Source organism: Natronobiforma cellulositropha (genome assembly GCF_025629245.1).
Classification (GTDB): Archaea; Halobacteriota; Halobacteria; order Halobacteriales; family Natrialbaceae; genus Natronobiforma; species Natronobiforma cellulositropha.
This window is the reverse complement of record NZ_JANZXN010000027.1, coordinates 1-18,579: the sequence shown is the minus strand read 5'-3', so window position 1 is coordinate 18,579 and position 18,579 is coordinate 1. Positions and strand designations below refer to the sequence as shown.

The window sequence follows — 18,579 nt, the reverse complement described above, 5'->3', positions numbered from 1 at the left end:
GTCAGTCCTCGCCGCGGCCGAGGACGTCTTCGACCGACGCTCGAAGCGTGTCTTCGCCGACCAGGCCGGTGTGGCGGTGGCGTTCGTCGCCGCTCGAGTCGAGGACGAGGATCGTCGGGATCGTGGTGACGCGGTAGGTGTAGCTCGCCCGAGCACCGGGGTCGAGGAGGACTGGCCAGGCACCGTCGTGTGTCTCCCAGAAGGCGGTGATCGCGTCGGTATCCCCCTCCTGGGTGATGGAGGCGATGAAGACCTCGTCCTCGCTGTAGGTGTCTCGCAGTGGCCGAATGTTGTCCATCTCGGGGATACAGGGCGGACACCAGGTCGCGAAGAAGTTCAGGACGACGACGTCCGCCGGCGGCGTGAGCGAGACGAGACCCCCGGAGGAGCCGGGTGCGTCGACGCCCGGGAGCCGGATCGATTGTTCGGTAGCTGCGCCCTCCGTACTCGAGGCCGCCTCCGGGTCCGTCTCGGTCGGTTCGTCCGACGCCGGTGTCCGGTCTGTCGTCCCGTCGTTGGCCGTGTCACCGTCGGGCGTGACGCCCCCGGACGTTCCACCGTCCGGTGTCTCGCCGGTCGACGGCTCCCCGTCCGAAGCGTCCTCCGGCGAGCCAGCAGCGGTCGTCCCGCCAGTTGGCCGCTCAGCGCCCCCGTCGTCGCTCGAGGCGTCCCCCGGCGAGAGACAGCCGGCGATGGTGGCGAGGAGACACAGACTGCTACCACGGGCGAGTAGCCGTCGGCGGGAGGGCCGGAAACTCATGCTCGAGTGAGTCTCGGTGGCGTACGAGATAACTATTTCCATCCCGATATGAGTGTTACATTATCTGTTGCGCGAGTGCCGGCGAGTGCCCATGCGTGAGCGACAAACCGACATCCGTCACGAGATTACTTCGATGTAACCTCGGGCTTACTCCGGGCCCACCGAACGACTATGGTGAGGCTGCGGAACAGTCACGTATAGCGTTCAGTTCGACTCGTGTGAGGGGACTTCGGGAGAGAGCGTACATCACGAGCACAACTGAAACCGAGAGAAATATCATAATATGGGGAGAAAACGACGGAAGTACCATCGGATGCGGCCGAGGTGGAACGAACTTGTTACAGTATGTGTCACACTTATGATGATCTCGTCGGTCGTCGCGATGCCCGCCCTCGGTGCCGGCGGTGGGGTCGTCGACGACTCGTCACCCGAAGGTTTCGGTGGCGACGACGGCCTCACCGGCGATGACGGACTCACACAGTCGGGCCCAGCAGTAGCCGACTCGAGCGACCCCCCGACCGACTTCGAGATGCGGGGAACGACCGGGTTTCAGCCCTGGTACTACTACTTCGACGACGTGAACCTCGCGAACGGGAACCTCTACCGGAGCGCGACGGACGTCACACTGGCCGTCGGCACCGGCGCGGTCGGCTACGACGGAGAGAGGGTACGGACGGACACCGAGTCGATCGAGTTCGTCCGGTCGTACAACAGCCACGCCAGCGGCGACCACGGTCCACTCGGGTTCGGGTGGACGCACAACTTCGCGATGGAACTCGTCGACGGCGAGGACGACGCGATCGTCTTCGTCGACGAGACCGGCTCGAGACACACCTTCGAGCGGACCGACGACGGCTTCGACGCACCCGCTGGCGTCCACGCTCGCCTCGAGTCGAACGGCATCGGCTACGCGCTCGAGCGGACGGACGGGTCGACGCTGTCGTTCGACGAGGACGGACGGCTGCTCTCGGTCGAGGACCACAACGGCGTGGGCGTCACCCTCGAGTACACGGACGGTCGGCTGACGGCGATCGACCACACGATGGGCGGGACGCTCGAGTTGACCTACTCGAGCGCCGGGCGGCTCACCGAGGTCGTCGACTCGGCCGGCCGGGTGACCGAGTACGAGTACGGCCTCGGCGACCTCGTCTCGGTGACGACCTGGAACGGCGACACCACCGAGTACGAGTACTACGAGAACCACAAACTCGAGCGAGCGGTCGAGCCGTCGGGGTTCATGACGATGTACGGCTACGAGCGAGGAACCGACCGGGTCGCCTTCGCCGGAAGCGGGTTCACTGAGGCACAGTGTACCGAGGCAGGGAACTCGTTGAGCTACGACGACGAGACGAACACGGTGACCGTCCACAGCCACCTCACGGGAGAGCAGGCGACGATCGAGATGAACGACGCCGGTAACCCGACGTCGGTCTCCTCGCCGACGGAGTCGCTCGAGATCGAGTGGGACGAGGCGATGAACCGGATCGCGGTGACCGACGACGGCGAGACCACCGAGTACGAGTACGACGAGTACGGCAACCTCCTCTCCGAGACCGACTCGGACGGGAACACGGCCGAAACGGAGTGGGAGACGGTCGTGACCGACGCGGCGTATCACTCCCGGCTGGTTCGACACACCACCGCGGGTGGAGGGACGACGACGTTCGAACACGACAGCGCGGGGAACGTGATCCGGGAGACGACGCCGGGTGGGGCGACGACCGAACGGACCTACGGCGAGGCCGGGCAGATTGTCGACCAGACCGCGCCGACCGGCGAGGTCACGACGTTCGCGTTCGACGAGCGCGGCTACCTCGAGTCGGTGACCGACTCGGCGGGTGGCCAGACGCTGCTGGCGCACGACGACTTCGGCCGGCTGGCGAACGAGACCGACGCCAACGGACACACCTACGAGTACGAGTACGACGAGCGTGGGGCGCTCGTCACGGTGATCGACCCCCGTGGCGAATCGATCGAGTATCTCTACGACGCGAACGGCAACCTCGAGTCGATCGAGCGGCCGGTCGGACCCGACGGTGACCGCTCGACGGTGCCGGTCCGGGCGGAGCCACGGACGGTCGACTACGAGTTCGAGTCGGACGACGGCGTCGAGACGATCACCGGAGACGGCGTCTCGGTAACTAGGACGTTCGACCCACGCGGAATGCTCGAGTCGGAGACCGTCGAACACGGCTCGTTCGAGCGAACGGTCGAGTACACCTACGACGGGGACGGGAACCTGCTCGAGCTGGCGACCGACGACGGAACCCACACCTACGAGTACGACGACGCGGGCCGAATCGATCGTGTCGAGGCGGGTGACGGCGTCTGGGCGAGCTACGAGTACGACGAGTTCGACAGGCTCACGGGTATCAGCTACGCCAACGGTGTGGAGACGACCTACGAGTACGGCGCCCGCGACCGACTCGCCTCTCTCGAGGTGACGAACCCGAGTGGGGCGACGGTCCTCGCGGAGGAGTACACCTACGACAGCGTGGGGAACCTGCTCTCGGTGACCGACGGTGAGGGGGCGGAGACCACCTACACCTACGACGAACTGAACCGCCTGAGCACGGTGTCCGCGCCCGACGGCACCGAGACCGAGTTCGCCTACGATGCGATCGGCAACCGGCTGTCGACGACGGTCAACGGCAGCGTCGACACCACCTACGAGTACGACGACGAGGGACGGCTCGTCGCACGCGACGACGTCGAGTACCGCTACGACGAGCACGGCAACCTCGAGCGGCGTGGTCTCGAGTTCGGCGAGGGAAGCGGCGAACTGTGGGCGGACTACGAGTACGACGCGAGCGGACGGCTCGTCGACGTCAGATACAGCTCGTGGGGATCGGTCCCCGACGACCACGAGTTCTTCGTCGGCGAGGACGTCTCCTACGCGTACCTGCCGGACGGCCAGCGAGTGAGCGAGACGGTCGACGGCGAGACGACGTACTACCTCTACGCCAGAGACGAACTGTTCGGTGCCTACGGCGAAGACGGCGACCTCGAGTCGGCCTACCTCCACGGGCCCGGTATCGACGACCCGATCGCGATGCTCGAGGGCACAGAGCACTACTTTTACCACATCGACGAGCCCCACAACGTCCGGGCAGTGACCGACGAGGCGGGGCAGGTCGCGAACGAGTACGAGTACGATCCGTTCGGGTCTGTCGTCACCGAGACGGAGACGGTCGAGAATCCGTTCAAGTTCGCCGGGCGGTTCTTCGACGAGGAGACCGACCAGTACTACAACCGCGAGCGCTACTACGACCCGACGACCGCCCGGTTTACGGGCCCGGACCCGCTGGGTGTGAGCGCGAGTACGAACTACTACGCCTACGCCGAGAACAACCCGTTGCGATACACCGACCCGTTCGGTCTCGACATCTGGGACGGCGGAACCCACGGCGGCGGCATCGACGGCCCGAGTATCTCGGCCGGCTTCGTCAAGCACGAGACGGAACGGGCAACGCTCAGGAACCCGACGTCGTTCCAGAGCTGTGACGTCGAGATTCAGTGGTCCGAGATCGGGGTTCACTTCGAGGTCAACCTGGTCGGTGGCGGCGTCTCGACCTCGTCACTGGCGATCAGCGGGCCGCCCTGCGGGGAGGACCTGCCCGGACAGACGTTCTACTGCGCCGGCGTCGAGGGAGAGGTACAGGCCCTCGGCGGCGCCGAGGTCGGCGGCTTCGCCTGCGGCGGCGATGGGGGAGGCGCAGGTGGCTCCGTCGGCGTCAGCGCTGGCGCCTCCGCCGGGGGGAGCGTGTCGGTGGCAAAGCGCGGCATCATCGTCGACGCCGACTGCAACTGTGCGCTCTCGGACGACGACCCGGCCTACGCAGACTGTGTCTGTGACGAGGACGAGCGCCCACCGGGTGGCGACCACCCGGACGACAACTACGACGTCTCCGTCCTGACCTACGACCCCCAGCAGCCGAGTTACGGCTACGGCTTCCCCGAGTACGGCTACGAGAACTCGACGGTCGGCGTCCTCAACCGTGGCTTCGCCGCTGAACTCGGAGACTACCTCGCAGACGAGGGACTTCACCACCAGTCGGTCGACATCCACACCCCCGCCGAAGACCTCGAGCGCTTCGGCGTGGTGGTCGTCCCGAGCGGCGCGCTGATGGGTGTCTCGACGCTTGGCTCGTTCGAAGAGACACTCGAGGAGTACGTCGACGCGGGCGGGACGCTCTTCGTGCTGACCCAGCCACGGGGCTATCACTTCGACGTCGTCCCCGGCGGGCTGACCGGCTACGGCTGGCTCGAAGACCAGAGCTGTCAGTTCAACGCCGTCGGCATGGCCGAGTACTGTCCGGCGCTGGCCTCCCAGGACGACGAAATCGCGTCGATGAACGTCGACGGCTACTTCCTCGAGTACCCCGAGAACGCGACGATCCTCCTCGAGCGGACGCGGAACAACCAGCCGTCGATGCTCACCTACGACTACGGCGAGGGGTCGGTCGTCGCGACGACCGCCTACACCGACTGGGCCTACGGCCACCAGGCCTCGAACGCGGAGGAAGAACAGATCCTGCGGGATACGATCCTCTGGGCGCAGCACGGCGACCTCGAGACGTACGCCCCGGGTGAGACGATCTCAGTTGATGCCGACGTCCGAAGCTACGTCGACGTCGCCGTCGATTCGATCGAGGTCGACCTCCACGGACCGGACGGGGAGACGACGACCATCGACGCCGAAAGCGCCTTCGGCGGAGAGACCTCGCTCGAGCCGTTCGAGACGCGCACCGAGACGGTCACGGTGGATGCGCCCTCGAGCGGACAGCACGGGATCTGGGAACTCGAGTACGTCCTGCAAAACGAGACGCTCGGGGAGATACAGCGCACGCGCGGGGCGCACTTCGCGGTCTCGCAGTTCCAGGACGGCGACGGCGGCTGGGAGCGAGCGGACTCGGACGTCTCCGTCTCGGTCCAGTCGGACGCCCAGGAGTACCGCCCCGGCTCGAACGCGACGACGACCGTGCAGGTGTTCAATGGCGGCGACGATCTCGAGGAGGTGAGAGTCGAGTTGTTCCCCCACGGAACGACGCACAACGTCACCGTTCCGGCCGGCGGAACGGTCGATATCGCCGAGCAGTTCGTCGTGACCACGGACGAGCGGGTGCTCGCGAACGTCTACGACGACGACGACGAGATCGTCGCGAGCGGCTTCCGACAGCTCTTCACCAGCGGAACCGAACTGCTCCCGCTCGAGGTCAGCCTCGACGAGTCGACCTACGCACGCGGTGACGAGGTCGTCGCCGACGTCGGTCTCCGGGAGACGTGGTGGACGGTCCACGAGGTCGAGGAGGCGACCGTCATCACCCGGGCGGTCGCGCCAAACGGCTCGGTCGTCGCAGAACAGACGACGACCGAAGACGTCGACACCGACTTCGAGGCCGCCTACGAATTCACGCTCCCGGAGGGAGTGCAGTCCGGCCACTACGTCGTTTCGACGGAGATCCGCGACGGCGGCTCCGTCGTGGGCCACGCCAGCGCCCCCTTCGAGGTGCCCCAGCAGTTCGCGGTGACGCCCTCGATTCCGACGACGATCGGTGACGCAGCGGCGCTCGAGTTCGACGTCGAGAACCGCCTCGACCGGGACGCCGCCGCGGTCGGCCTCGACGTCTCGCTGGTCGGCCCGGACGGAACGACCGTCTGGAGCGACACCGACAGCGCGGCGATCGCGGGGAACGCGACCGAGCGCTTCGCGTACGAACTGGACCTCGAGGCGCCGGCGTCGGGCGAGTACACGCTACTCTACGGGCTGGAGTCGGGAGCCGAGAGCGTCGGTGATGCCACGACCCTGACCAGCAGCGTCGCGGCGTCGGCCGACTTCGATCAGCCCCGCTACGGACAGGGCGACGACCTCGAGATGGACCTCACCGTGGCGAACGACGGGGTGTTCGACGTCGAACCGACGGTGACGGTTTCGATACCGGCGTTCGGCACGTCCGAGACGCGGACGGTCGAGACGCTCTCGGCGGACGAGTACGCCGTCGACACCTACACGGCGTCGGTTCCGGACGATATCGGCGTCGGCACCTACGACGTCGAGGTCGACCTCGAGATACAGGATACCGTCTCGGAGTCGTTCTCGATCGTCGTCCCCGAGTCGTCGCTGCGGCCGTCGGTCGACGCGGAGGCGGCCGACGCGGGCGAGGACGTTCCCGTTACGGTCTCGAACGTCGGCGGTGTCGAGACCACCGCAGCCTGTACGGTCGAGCTGATCGGGCCGCGTGGACTCGTCCACGAGACGATCGAGCTCGAGGAGTCCATCAGCGCCAGCGGGGAGGAGACGGTGGCACTCACCGTCCCCTCGGGTGCATTGAGCGGGCAGTACTGGATCGTCAGTTCGTGTACCGACGATCGGACCGGGGAGACGACTGACCGGACCGAGACGGTCGACGTCGACGGCATCTCCACGGAAGTCGACGTCACAACCGACGAGGAGGTCTCCACGAGCGGCGAGACGGTCAACGCGATAGTCGACCTCGAGAACGAGGGCGACGCCATCGACGAGGGCCGCGTCCACCTCGAACTCGAGCGACCCGGCGAGACCGGAGCGGAGCCGTCGGAACAGTCGGCGGCCACCGATGCTGACGCCGAGACGAGTGACGCGGACGCTGAGACGAACGATGCTGATGACGAGACGAACGATGGAGGGTCACTCGAGTCGACGGACGACGGGACCCCGGCTGGAGAAGCGGCGAGTGCCAAACGCTCACCCGTCGCGCTGGCGAGCCACGCGACCGGCGAGACGGCGCAGGAGGCGCCACAGGGAACATCGACGGCGACGCTTCGCACCGACGGCGGGGTGGCGAGTACCGGTGTCGCCCAGCCCTCGAGCGCAGAATCGACGGCCGTCGACGACGAACGGACCTGGACGGACGACCACCGAACCGACGACGAACCGATCGTCGTCGAAGACGGCGGCGACCTCACGCTCGAGAACACGACACTCGAACCCACCCACGGCGGGACGGCCATCACGGTCGAGTCGGGCGGATCGCTCACGCTCACTGGAGGCACCGTGATCGACTCGAGCAGCCCCGACCGGCACATCCACGCCCTCCCCGGCTCGTCACTGGTGGTCCAGAACGCGACGGTGGGTGCGTGGTCGACGGGACTCCTGCTCGAGACGGACGACGCCACGCTCGAGGAGCTGACGATGCCCGACGGTGAGTTGACAGTCGAAGGGGCGAGCGGACTCACGGTCCGCGACAGTACGTTCGGAGACGACGTGCGCTTCGAGGGCGCCACCGACCTCACGGTGACCGAGAGCACGTTCGAAGACGACGTCGACCTCGTCGACTCGAGCGACGTCGAGTTCCTCGACAACGAGTTCGACGCCGTATCGTGGACCGAGCGGACGCTCACGCTCGAGAACACGACCGGCGCCGAACTCCGCGGCTCCGACGCACTCGACGTGGTCTCCATCGAGGACGGATCGAGCGGCGTCACGCTCGAGGCGAACGTGATCCAGCGCTCGGTACGCGTCGACGAGTCGTCGTCAGAGGTCGTCGTCCACGACAACGACTTCCTCCGGACGGACGACCGCGAGGTCGAGAGCGCGATCAGCCTCGCCGGTTCCGGCGCGACAGTCACGGCGAACACGATCGAAGATGCCGACTCCTACGGCGTCCACGTCACCGGCGTCGACGCGGTGCTCGAGGACAACGTGATCGCGGGCAGCGGAGTCCACGACGTCTACCTACAGGGAGCGGTGAACGCGACCCTTCGGGAGAACGACCTCTCGGTCGGCTCCCTGCACGTCGAGGGCCACGACGCCTCGGACTGGACGAACGCGCCGTCTGCGACGCCCGCGCTGGTGTACTACGACCACGACATCGACGCGAGTACCACCGTCGACGGCGTCCCGATCCAGTATCTCGTCGGCGAAACGGGGTCGACGATCGAGAGCGACGATGCCGCGGTGTGGCTCGTCGACGCGACCGACGTCGAGGTGACCGGGACGGGAACCGTCGCCGTCGCCCACTCGACGGCCGTCGAGGTCCGCGACCTGAACGCCTCCGTCGGCGCGTCCTACGGGGTGTTCGCGGCCTACTCCGAGTCGGTCACGCTCGAGAACGTCACCTCGCAGGGCAACGAGTACGGTCTCGTCGCTCTCGGCGCCGACGCGACGCCGCTCGAGGGTCTCACGGTCACCGAGAGTGACGTCCGCGACAGCGCGACCGGCGGCATCCACGCCGAGGCGCTCGCGAACGGAGCGGTCACCGACTCCGTGAGCGGGTTCAACGGCCACGGAATGGACTGGCGACTCGTCGGCGACGGGCTGACGGTCATCGGTAACGAGCTCACCGACACGGACAACGACGCGCTCTTCGTCAGGGGATCGGACAACTGGATCGAAGACAACGAGGTCCACCGGCCCGGCGGGTCGGGAATCCTCGCCTATCCCGCCTTCGGTGCGACGGGGCCGGCAGAGAACACCGTCCACGGGAACAACGTCACCGAGGTCTCCGGCTTCGGCGACCGCGGCATCGAACTCGAGTCAGCAGGGTCGACCGCGTCGAACAACACCGTCTCGAACGTCGACAACGCGGCGATCCACGTCGTCGGCGAGGACGGACTCGTCGTCGGCAACCATCTCGAGGACAACGGTATCGGTGTCGACGCCAGATCGGCCGGAATCGAGGTCCGCGAGAACGAACTCGTCGGCGTACACGAGGAGGGAATCGTCGTCCGCGACGACTCGATCGTCGTCGACGGAAACGATATCGCGGGTGCGACGCAGGGAATCCAGCTCAACAGCGGCAGTGACGTACTCGTCGTCGACAACGACGTCTCGGCGACGCGAGCCGACGTCGAGTTCGACACCAACGAGCCGGTCACGCTCGAGAACAACGCACTCGCTGGCAGCGGACTCGCTGTCAGTCCGTCCAACGTCGGCGACGCCGACTACTACCGTCACGACGTCGACGAGACGAACACCTATCGCGGGGAGCCGGTCCACTTCGTCGTCGACGAGACCGACGTCGCCGTCCCCGACGACGCGGGACTCGTCTGGTTCGTCAACGCCACCGACGCCAGTTCGAGTGGCAGTCACGCCGTCCGGGCGATCGACTCGAGCGGTCTCACGGTCACAGACGTCGACGCGACGGGCACCGACATCACGCTCGTGCGAACGAGCGAGAGTACGTTCGACGGTGTCTCGATCGCCGAGAGTCCGACCGTCGGCCTGACGCTCGAGGAGGCGAGCGACCTCGAGCTCACGGGACTGACAGTGACCGACAGCGCGGAGACGGCGCTCCGACTCGAGGACGCACCGGAGACGACTCTCGAGGACGTCACACTCGAGACGAGCGGTGAAGATGGCCTCGTACTCGAGGACTCCTCGGGCGTCGAACTCACGGATGTCCTGGTCGAGGCGAGCGCTGACGACGGGATCGTCGTCGACGACTCGTCGGGCGCCCTGGCGGCGACGAACGTGTCGGTGGAGGGCAGCGGTGGCACGGGCCTCGACCTCCGGGGAGACGGCCACGTGCTGACGACCGTCTCGACGGAACGAGGCGGCGCCACGGGTCTCGACCTCCACGGAGACGACCACGTGCTGACGAACGTCTCGGCGCTCGACAACGACGGCGTTGGCATCGACGTCGGCGGCGACACCTCCGTGTTCGAGATGCTCACCGTGAGCGACAACGACGACCACGGGCTCGTCCTCGAGGGGTCCGACCACCACCTCTCGAACGTGACCGCGACCGGCAACGCCGGATACGGCCTCGTGGTCAACGCCGAGGATAGCATCTTCGAGACGGTCAATGCGGGCGGGAACGACGACGCCTGGGAGGGGTCCGGTGGAATCCTCCTCGAGTCGACCTGGTCCTCGTCCGCCAGTGGGAACGAGTTCACGAACGTGACCGCCGACGACAACGATGGGACCGGCATCACACTCGACGACGCCGACTCGAATACGTTCACGAACGTCTCCACGAACGGCAACGAGGCGTACGGGATCGAGCTCACCGGACCCACTGGTGTCGGCTCGGACGCGAACACGTTCACTGGCGTCACGGCGAACGAAAACGGCGACCACGGGATCAGGGTGCACGGCTCGACCGAGACCGCGCTCGAGAACGTGATCGTCGAGGGCAACGACGCCAGCGGTCTCTCGCTGAGCTCGGCGGACGGAAACGCGTTCGTAAACGTGAGCGCTACGGACAACGTCGGCCACGGGGTCGACCTGGTCGGGTCCGCTCACAACACGGTCGACGACGTCGTCGCGACCGGCAACGACGCCGGGGTCAGAGCCGGCAGCACGAGTCAGTTCAGCACATCCGAGAACAACACCGTCACCGGCGGGACGCTCGCCGAGAACGAGGTGGGCATCCTGCTCGACCGTGGCGGTGAGAACACCCTCACCGGTCTCGTCGTCGAGGACAACGCCGCCTACGGCGTCGAGATCACGAACAGCGAACCGGACCTCCTCTACGACAACGCCTTCGACAACCCGGCCGCGACGGCCGACGCCGTCGAGAGCTCGGAGAACGTCTGGAACGTCTCCCCCACTCCCGGGCCCAACATCGTCGGCGGCCCACTCGTCGGCGGGAACTACTGGGCGGGCTACGGGGGCAGCGACCTCACCGAGGACGGCTTCGGCGACACCGACCTGCCGTACACGGTCGAGGACAACCTCGAGCTCGGCGATGAGTTACCGCTCGTCGCCGACGGGGACTCCGCCCCGGATACCGACTGGGAGACCAACGTCACAGTCACCGTCGACCCCGACGCCACCGAGACGGTCACCGTCGAGATTCCGGCCACAGCACTCACGGACGTCGGAAAGTACGACCTGTACGCGACGCTCTACACGACGGCGAACCAGACGGTCGACGTCGACACGACGTCGTTCTACGTCTTCGAAGACGAGACGTCGCTCACACTCGAGACCGACCAGCGAGCGTACGCGCCCGGAGACACCGTGACTATCACGGGTGACCTCCACAACGGTGGCGAGAGCGAACGGACGTACGACCTCGTCGTCACGGACGGCGAGACCATCCTTGACGAACAGCACACCCTCGAGTCCGGCGAGTCGTACAGCTACGAGGTGACGACGACGGCCGAGGAGTCACTCGAGGTATCGGCGAGCGCCGACGGCGTCACCGTCACGGAATCCGTCACTGTCGCGAGTCCCGAGGTCGACACACGGCTCGTCACCCCCGAGTACGGCGGTCTCGAGCCGTTCGACGTCGGCGTCGAACTCGAGAACACCGGCACCGTCGACGTCTCGCTCGTCGTCTCGCTGGACGACGAGGAGCGGACGCTGACGCTCGAACCCGGCGAGAGTCACCGGCTCACGACGGAGACGACCGCGACGGACGACCTCCCGGTGACGGCGACGGTCGACCGGCAGACGGCGGCGGGTCCCGTCCACCTCGAGACGCTCGAGGAGACGGTACTCTTCGGCGAGACCGCGACGCTCTCGGTCGAGCCGGCGACGGTGTCCTCGCCCGGGTCCGTTTCGATCCCGTACACGGTCGAGAGCACCGGTCCCCGCGACGTGTCGTTCACCATCGACTCGGAAATCGACGGCTCGAGCGACGAGACGGCGGTGTACGTCCCCGCAGGCGAGCAGCGGACGGGTGAACTCGTCGCCGATCTCGAACCGGGAGAGCACACGCTCACGTACACCACCCCGTACGGCTCGGGGAGCGAGACCGTTCTGGTAGCTGAGCGAAACCAGCTCGAACTTGAGGCGGACGTCCCCGACCGGTCAGAATCGGGCGTCCTCGAGACGACGGTGACGCTCACCAACACGGGAGCGAACGACCTCTCCGGGACGGTCGAGGCGACGGCACCGATCGCGAACAACGCGACGGCGTTCGACGTCACCGCCGGCGAGTCGGCCGACGTCACGGTGTCCGTTCCCATCCCCGATGGGACCGCTCCCGACACGTACGACCTCGCACTGACGGTCTCGGCCGGCGGCTCGACGCTCGCCGAGACGGACGCGGCGTTCGTCGTGCCGGGAGCCGCCTTCGAGATCGTCACCGACCCACCCGTAGAAACCTACGGGCTGGGCGAGGAGGCGACGGTCGAGACGACCGTCGAGAACGTCGGAACGACGACGGACCAGGCGCGACTGAACCTGACCGTCCCCGGAATCGCGGAGGCGACCGCCACCTCGGTGCTCGCCCCCGGCGAGACCGATATCCTCGCCGCCGCGTTCGACGTGCCGGACGATCTCGAGGCAGGGACCTACGAGATCCACTACGAGGTCGACGGCGACGAGCGCGAGACCTCGTTCTACCTCGAGGGAGCGTCGCTCGACGTCGACGGCCAGCTCGACCAGGCTGCCTACGAACTCGGCGAGAACGCGACGCTCACGATCGACGTGACGAACGAACGCGCCGCCGACCTCGAGCTGTTCAGCCGGGTCGCGTTCAACGAGTACGAACACGTCGAGTACTACACTGTCAACGGGACCGAGACCGAAACCGTACAGTTCGACGTCCCGGTCACCGACGGGATCGACGACAAAATCTTCTTCAGCGTCTACCACGAGGGCGGCCGATCGCTGTACATCGACGGTGCGTACCCGCACCTGCGCGGCGAGAACGTGACACTCTCGACCGACCAGCAGCAGTACCAGCCGGGAGACACCGTCACCATCACGGCCGACCCCGATCACGCCGGCGACCTCGACGTTGCCGCACCCGGCTTCGACTGGACGGGCACGGTCGACGAACCCACCGACCTCGAGTTCGAGGTACCACCGCTCCAGTCCGGCCCGCACTACATCCACTACGTCTTCGACGGCGAGACGCACTCACACCCGTTCGACGTCGATGGCTACAACGTGCGCGTCCTCGACGCCGCGTTCGACCAGTCGGCGTACGCCGCCGGCGAAACCGTCGAACTCGAGCTCGACCTCGAGCCAACCCGGAACGCATCGGCGACGGTGACCGGCTGGTTCTACGACGCGGACGGAGACGTCCTCCTCGAGACCCAGACGACCGACGCACTCTCTCCGGAGGGGACGACGGTGACACTGGCCGGTGACCTCCCCGAGGATACCGAGGGCGTCCACTCGCTCCGGTACGACATCGAGGGGGCACCGGCGGCCGACGGAAACGCGTTCCAGACGCAGTCGACGCAGACGGTCTTCCAGACCAGCGGCGTGAACTACTTCGACGTCGTCGACACCTCGACTCCCGAACCGGAACCGCCGGTCGCTGCCTTCGAGTACGACCCGACCGAACCGGCCGTCGACGAGCCGGTGACGTTCGACGCCAGCGCCTCGAGCGCCTCGAGTGGGAGTCTCACCGCCTACGACTGGAGCTTCGAGGACGGAACCACCCGGACCGGAGCCACCACGACCTACACCTTCGAGGAGGCCGGGATCCAGACGGTTACACTCGACGTGACCGACGGAGACGGGCTGACCAACACGACGACGCGCACCGTCGACGTTCAGCCAGCGGCGGACGACGGTGACGATGACGGCGGCAGCGGTGGTGGCGGACTGCCGCCACTGCCGCCAACCGACCCCGAACCGGAGCCCACCGAGCCGAACATCACCGTGAACCGGGTCGCACCGGACGCCCTGGCCGTCGGCGTGGCGGACGCCCCGGCGGGTGAGGCGCTCACGATCGACCTCCCGTCGATGGACGCCGTGGGTATCGGTCTCTCACTCGACGAGGTCATCGTGACGGTGGCCGACGGCGGCGACTACGAGATCGACCTCTCGCAGGACGCCCGCGACGACGCGGCGACCGACCGGCCGCTGCCGGGAGACCGCCACGCCCTCGGCTACATCGGTCTCGACGGAACGCCGTCGACGGACGAGACGACGGCAGTGACCCACCGCATCACCGTGGCCGCCTCACTCCTCGAGAGCGAGGGCGCGAGCGCGTCCGCCGTCAGGGTCTACCAGTACAGAGACGGCGACTGGCAAGCACTCGACCGCGACGGACTCGAGGAGACGCCGGACGGATACCGATTCGAGCTCACCTCAGAGTCGATCGCTCCGCTGGCCGTCACCCTCGCCACCACCTCGCCGGTCGAGATCCGAGACGGGACGGTCGACCCCACCTCGGTCGAACCCGGCGAACCCGTCACGGTCACCGCGACCGTCTCGAACGACGGCGGGCACACCGAGGCGTTCACCGGCGAGTTGCTGGTCGACGGCACAGTCGTCTCGAGCGAGTCGCTCACGCTCTCACCGGGGGAACACCGGACGCTCACGTTCGAGCCCGTGTTCGACGAGCCCGGAAGCTACGAGCTGGCGCTCAACGACGTTACACTCGGATCGGTGACCGTCGACTCCACCGACACACCCGACGGAGACGACGCCGAGACCGTCGACGACGACCGAACGGACGACGACGGACTCCCCGGATTCGGCATCCTCCTCGCGCTCGCCGCCCTGTTCGCCTGTGCGCTCTTCCGACGGCGCTCGAGCGCAGCGACCGTCCGCTAGCGGGCGAACGGTCGCGCCGAACTCGCTGAAACGGCCGAGCAGGCACGAGACACGAGAAATTACCCGCGGATCAACGGTTGCATCTGCACCGCCCTCGAGCAATGGGCTTCCGAATGGACAAGTACTACGGCCGAGATGCTCCGGCTGATGGAACCGATTTTCGAGCCAGCGTTGACCACGTTGGCGGCCTCGAGCCAGCGGGTGTTCGGTCCAGTTTCGTTCCGGGATTACGTCTCCGAACACGGTCTCGAGGCAGGTCCCAGGACACCACGATACATCTCGGTTGATACGGTCGATGACCTCGCACCTGAGCTACGCGAACACGGGAGCATGGTGCTCAGAATGGGGGCCGCTCCCGACGGAACAGGGACGGCGTTCGTGCTCGTCGACGCACCCGGCGGCGTCAGCGACTACTTCCTGTTGGACGACGACCTCTTCGACGAGCAGCCGACCGAAGCGGTCGCCAGCCCCGTCGGCCAGGATCGGCTGCTGAGTTTCACCGTCCTCCCGACGCTCTCTGAAACCTCGCTCGTGAACCTCGGACTGGCCTCCGGTGTGCTCGCACACGCACTCGAGCTCGACACGACGGGTGCACTGGCCCCACCGGCCACCGGCCGCTCGACGTTCACGTTCGACGTTCGGCCACACGGCAGCCTCGAGACGACCGTCACCCACCGGAGCGGCCAGGTCGAAATCGACACGCTGTTCGCCGAGCGGCGAAACGGCGAGATGACCCTGTTCGTCATCGAAGCCAAAACCGGGTCTCGAGCGTCGCTGGCGAAGCACAAACTCGTCTACCCGATACTCGCCATCGCCGAACACATCCCGGCAGAGATCACGATCACTCCCGTCTACCTGCGCTGTCGACAGGCAGACGCCACCGTCACGTTCGAGGTCGCCGAGTGTCAGTTCCCGGACCCGCGCGGTAGCCATCCAGCGATCGACGAGCTAGCCGTGGTACAGCGTCGAGTGATCGAGTTGCGCCTCGACGAGGTGTGACGGAGCGATTCTCGAGGGACACACGCCTGTCGATGGGTGACAGCGCGTACCAGACCACCGGTACGTATTTGTGGAATCCATCAGTTCCTCTACCTGAAACGTTTTCTCGCAGTCACGGGACTGCCCCGTGTCGCCGCTCGTCGAGGACTGACGAGAAGCGTCGTTCGAACGGTGTTGTCGGTCGCTCCCGCAGGCTGTGGGAGGGCGTGACACCAGAACCCATGAAAACCGATGGCATTCCACCGATGAAGCCGCTTGCACCGCTCGTCGATCAGCTTCGCGAGATCGCTCGAGATGAACTACCGGCACCACGTTCGTGCCGAATCACCATGTGGGACGACGGAACCTTCGACGTCATCATCTACCACACGATGGGACAACGGGAGGGACAGTGGATCAGGTACGAACGGACCACGAGCGAGATCATCTGGCGACACGTCACAGGCGCCCACCGGGAGATGGAGTCGGTCACCGGAAACGAGACGCTCATCACTTCCGCTTTCGAGGAGAGCGACGTTCGAGTGATCGCGACCGTCGAACCCCCTTACGAGTAGGTTCGGGGACTCAGGTCCCAGCCTGCTCTCTCCCGACGGGTTTTTCACCCCCAAAAGGTGCAGGGCACTCGATTGAGTGCCACTGTCGAACCAGTAGCACGAAGAGGTTGCCTCGAGTTCGAACGCGAGAATTCGTTCGAGGTAGGAGTCGGTGGCGAGTTTCTCGAGTGCCTTCCTTGCCACCTCATTTGCTTCGCGCCCGAGTTCGAGATCGGGGTCGATCACCAGCGAGTTCCCCTCCTGCGGAAGCATACTGATGGCACCGCCAGTCTGCTGTCGCACGTGAGTTCACTCGTGCGCGAGCAGATATTTCCCTTCGGGACTCTGCGGATCGTACTCGCCGCAGTTGAACACCACGTGATTGCCCGTCGTGAAGGCGTGGGTGTTGAGTACGTTGCACGCCTATACGACCACTGGCATTACCGGCCGAACAGCGCACGGACGATGCGCCGCAGTAGCGGGCCGGGCTGGCCTGGTCCAGCGAATTCACCGCTCACCAGCGCACCGTGGTCGATACCCGGCGGCCGGTAGCCTTCAATCTCGGCGTCGGTGAGATGGTACGGCGGGTAGAGATCGGCGTGCTGGTAGTGCATCGTCTGTTCGGCGAAGCCCTGGCCGAGGACGCGAAACGCCTCCGGCGGCTCGAGTCCGAGCCGGAGATACGCATCGCGGACCTGACACTGGAGGTGGTGACAGAGTAAACCCTGGATAATCTCGGTCGTCAGTTCCGACTCGAGGGTGGCCTGTGGCGGCGTCATCTGGAGCTGTGCATCGGGCGGTCCTGCGCTGGTGTGGCTGCGCTCGCCGACGACCGGCTCCTCGACGCGGCCGTCGTTGGCGCGACGCTGGTACTGGAGATCGAGCGCAGAGACCTCCGAAATCGGGTCGGTATCCGACGGCAGGCGCGCCTCGAGTTCGGCCGCCAGTGCCTCGTAGAGGTCGTACGCGTCGGTGATTGTGGACACTGCGTCCATCGGTGACGCAGCATCCGGGTTCTCGAGATAGGCGTCGAACTCGAGGGCGAGAAACACGTCGGCGCGGTAGACGATACCGCCGATGGGGGCGGTCTCCTCGGGCATCTCCACGATGGGTGGGACGTCGGGGTGGAGCGCGCTGTGGTACTGCTGGGCGTAGGGACCGAACTGTCGCTCGAAACCCTCGAACTCGAGACCGAACACAGCGCCGAGGGTGTAGGGAATCCACTCCGGTGTCAGGCGTGGTGGGAGCGTCGGATAGCCGCGCTCGCGCTGGACGTAGTACTTGGCGTACTCCTGGGCCTGTCGCAAGTGGACAGACTCGGTTGGCGTCTGCTTCGTGGCAGAATTGGGATAGGTCTCTTGTTGATGCGCCGTAATCGTGCCATCTTCCTTTCTAACATCCAGTACGTGCTCTACACCAGTATTATCACGCAAATTCACTCCGATAAGATCGTCGGATTCGCCTGTCAGTACTGCATCCATTGTTAGACGTTGCCCCCTTTACCAACCTCTGGCTCTCTATCAGAGATACTGAGACCAATCTTCTCGAAGAACGCTATGACTCGTTCTTCTTCTCCGAGCACTCGAGCGACCTCGAGCGTGAGGTAGATGTCTTCGCGGTGGAGCCGATCTTTGCCGACGTGGATGGTCCCGCCAACGGCCAGCGTCACCGCTATCGCTTCGGGCTGAGTCAGTCCGTACTCCGAGACGAGCGGCTGGACCACGATGGTCAGCGACCTGGCTGCCACGACTCGATCGTCGCCGACTCGTCGTAGTAGGGTTCGTAGAGGTCGCTCGAGCGCTGGTAGAGCGCTGCCCGGTACGTTCCGTAGCCTGGCT

General features: G+C 66.2%; 6 protein-coding genes and 1 pseudogene. 3 read left to right on the top strand and 4 right to left on the bottom strand.

Features of this window, described 5'->3' with window-relative positions:
* Nucleotide 1 precedes the first annotated feature (1 nt).
* A complete protein-coding gene (locus N0B15_RS12165; RefSeq protein ID WP_263019981.1) occupies nucleotides 2–760 on the bottom strand; it encodes a TlpA family protein disulfide reductase in 759 nt (252 codons plus the stop codon).
* Between the two features lie 361 nt (nucleotides 761–1,121).
* Here N0B15_RS12165 and N0B15_RS12160 point away from each other — a divergent pair, with 361 nt between their 5' ends.
* The 3 genes from N0B15_RS12160 (at nucleotide 1,122) to N0B15_RS12150 (ending at nucleotide 16,762) form a co-directional block, all read left to right on the top strand.
* On the top strand, nucleotides 1,122–15,209 hold the full coding sequence (locus tag N0B15_RS12160) for a right-handed parallel beta-helix repeat-containing protein (protein ID WP_263019980.1): 14,088 nt from the start codon (nucleotides 1,122–1,124) through the stop codon (nucleotides 15,207–15,209).
* 147 nt (nucleotides 15,210–15,356) lie between these two features.
* On the top strand, nucleotides 15,357–16,208 hold the full coding sequence (locus N0B15_RS12155) for a DUF6997 domain-containing protein (protein WP_263019979.1): 852 nt from the start codon (nucleotides 15,357–15,359) through the stop codon (nucleotides 16,206–16,208).
* Between the two features lie 206 nt (nucleotides 16,209–16,414).
* Nucleotides 16,415–16,762, top strand: a complete 348-nt coding sequence (locus tag N0B15_RS12150; protein WP_263019978.1) for a hypothetical protein — start codon at nucleotides 16,415–16,417, stop codon at nucleotides 16,760–16,762.
* A 165-nt stretch (nucleotides 16,763–16,927) separates the two neighbouring features.
* On the opposite strand, the pseudogene N0B15_RS18355 reads toward N0B15_RS12150, so the two are convergent.
* From N0B15_RS18355 to N0B15_RS12135, 3 genes and pseudogenes are all read right to left on the bottom strand, one after another.
* Nucleotides 16,928–17,149: pseudogene (locus N0B15_RS18355) on the bottom strand (eCIS core domain-containing protein); the annotation flags it as partial.
* Nucleotides 17,150–17,181: 32 nt separating this feature from the next.
* On the bottom strand, nucleotides 17,182–18,222 hold the full coding sequence (locus N0B15_RS12140) for a DUF7958 family protein (protein WP_464502994.1): 1,041 nt from the start codon (nucleotides 18,220–18,222) through the stop codon (nucleotides 17,182–17,184).
* A gap of 2 nt (nucleotides 18,223–18,224) precedes the next feature.
* Nucleotides 18,225–18,464 (bottom strand): hypothetical protein, encoded by a 240-nt coding sequence (locus tag N0B15_RS12135; RefSeq protein WP_263019976.1) that lies wholly within the window; start codon nucleotides 18,462–18,464, stop codon nucleotides 18,225–18,227.
* Nucleotides 18,465–18,579 lie beyond the last annotated feature (115 nt).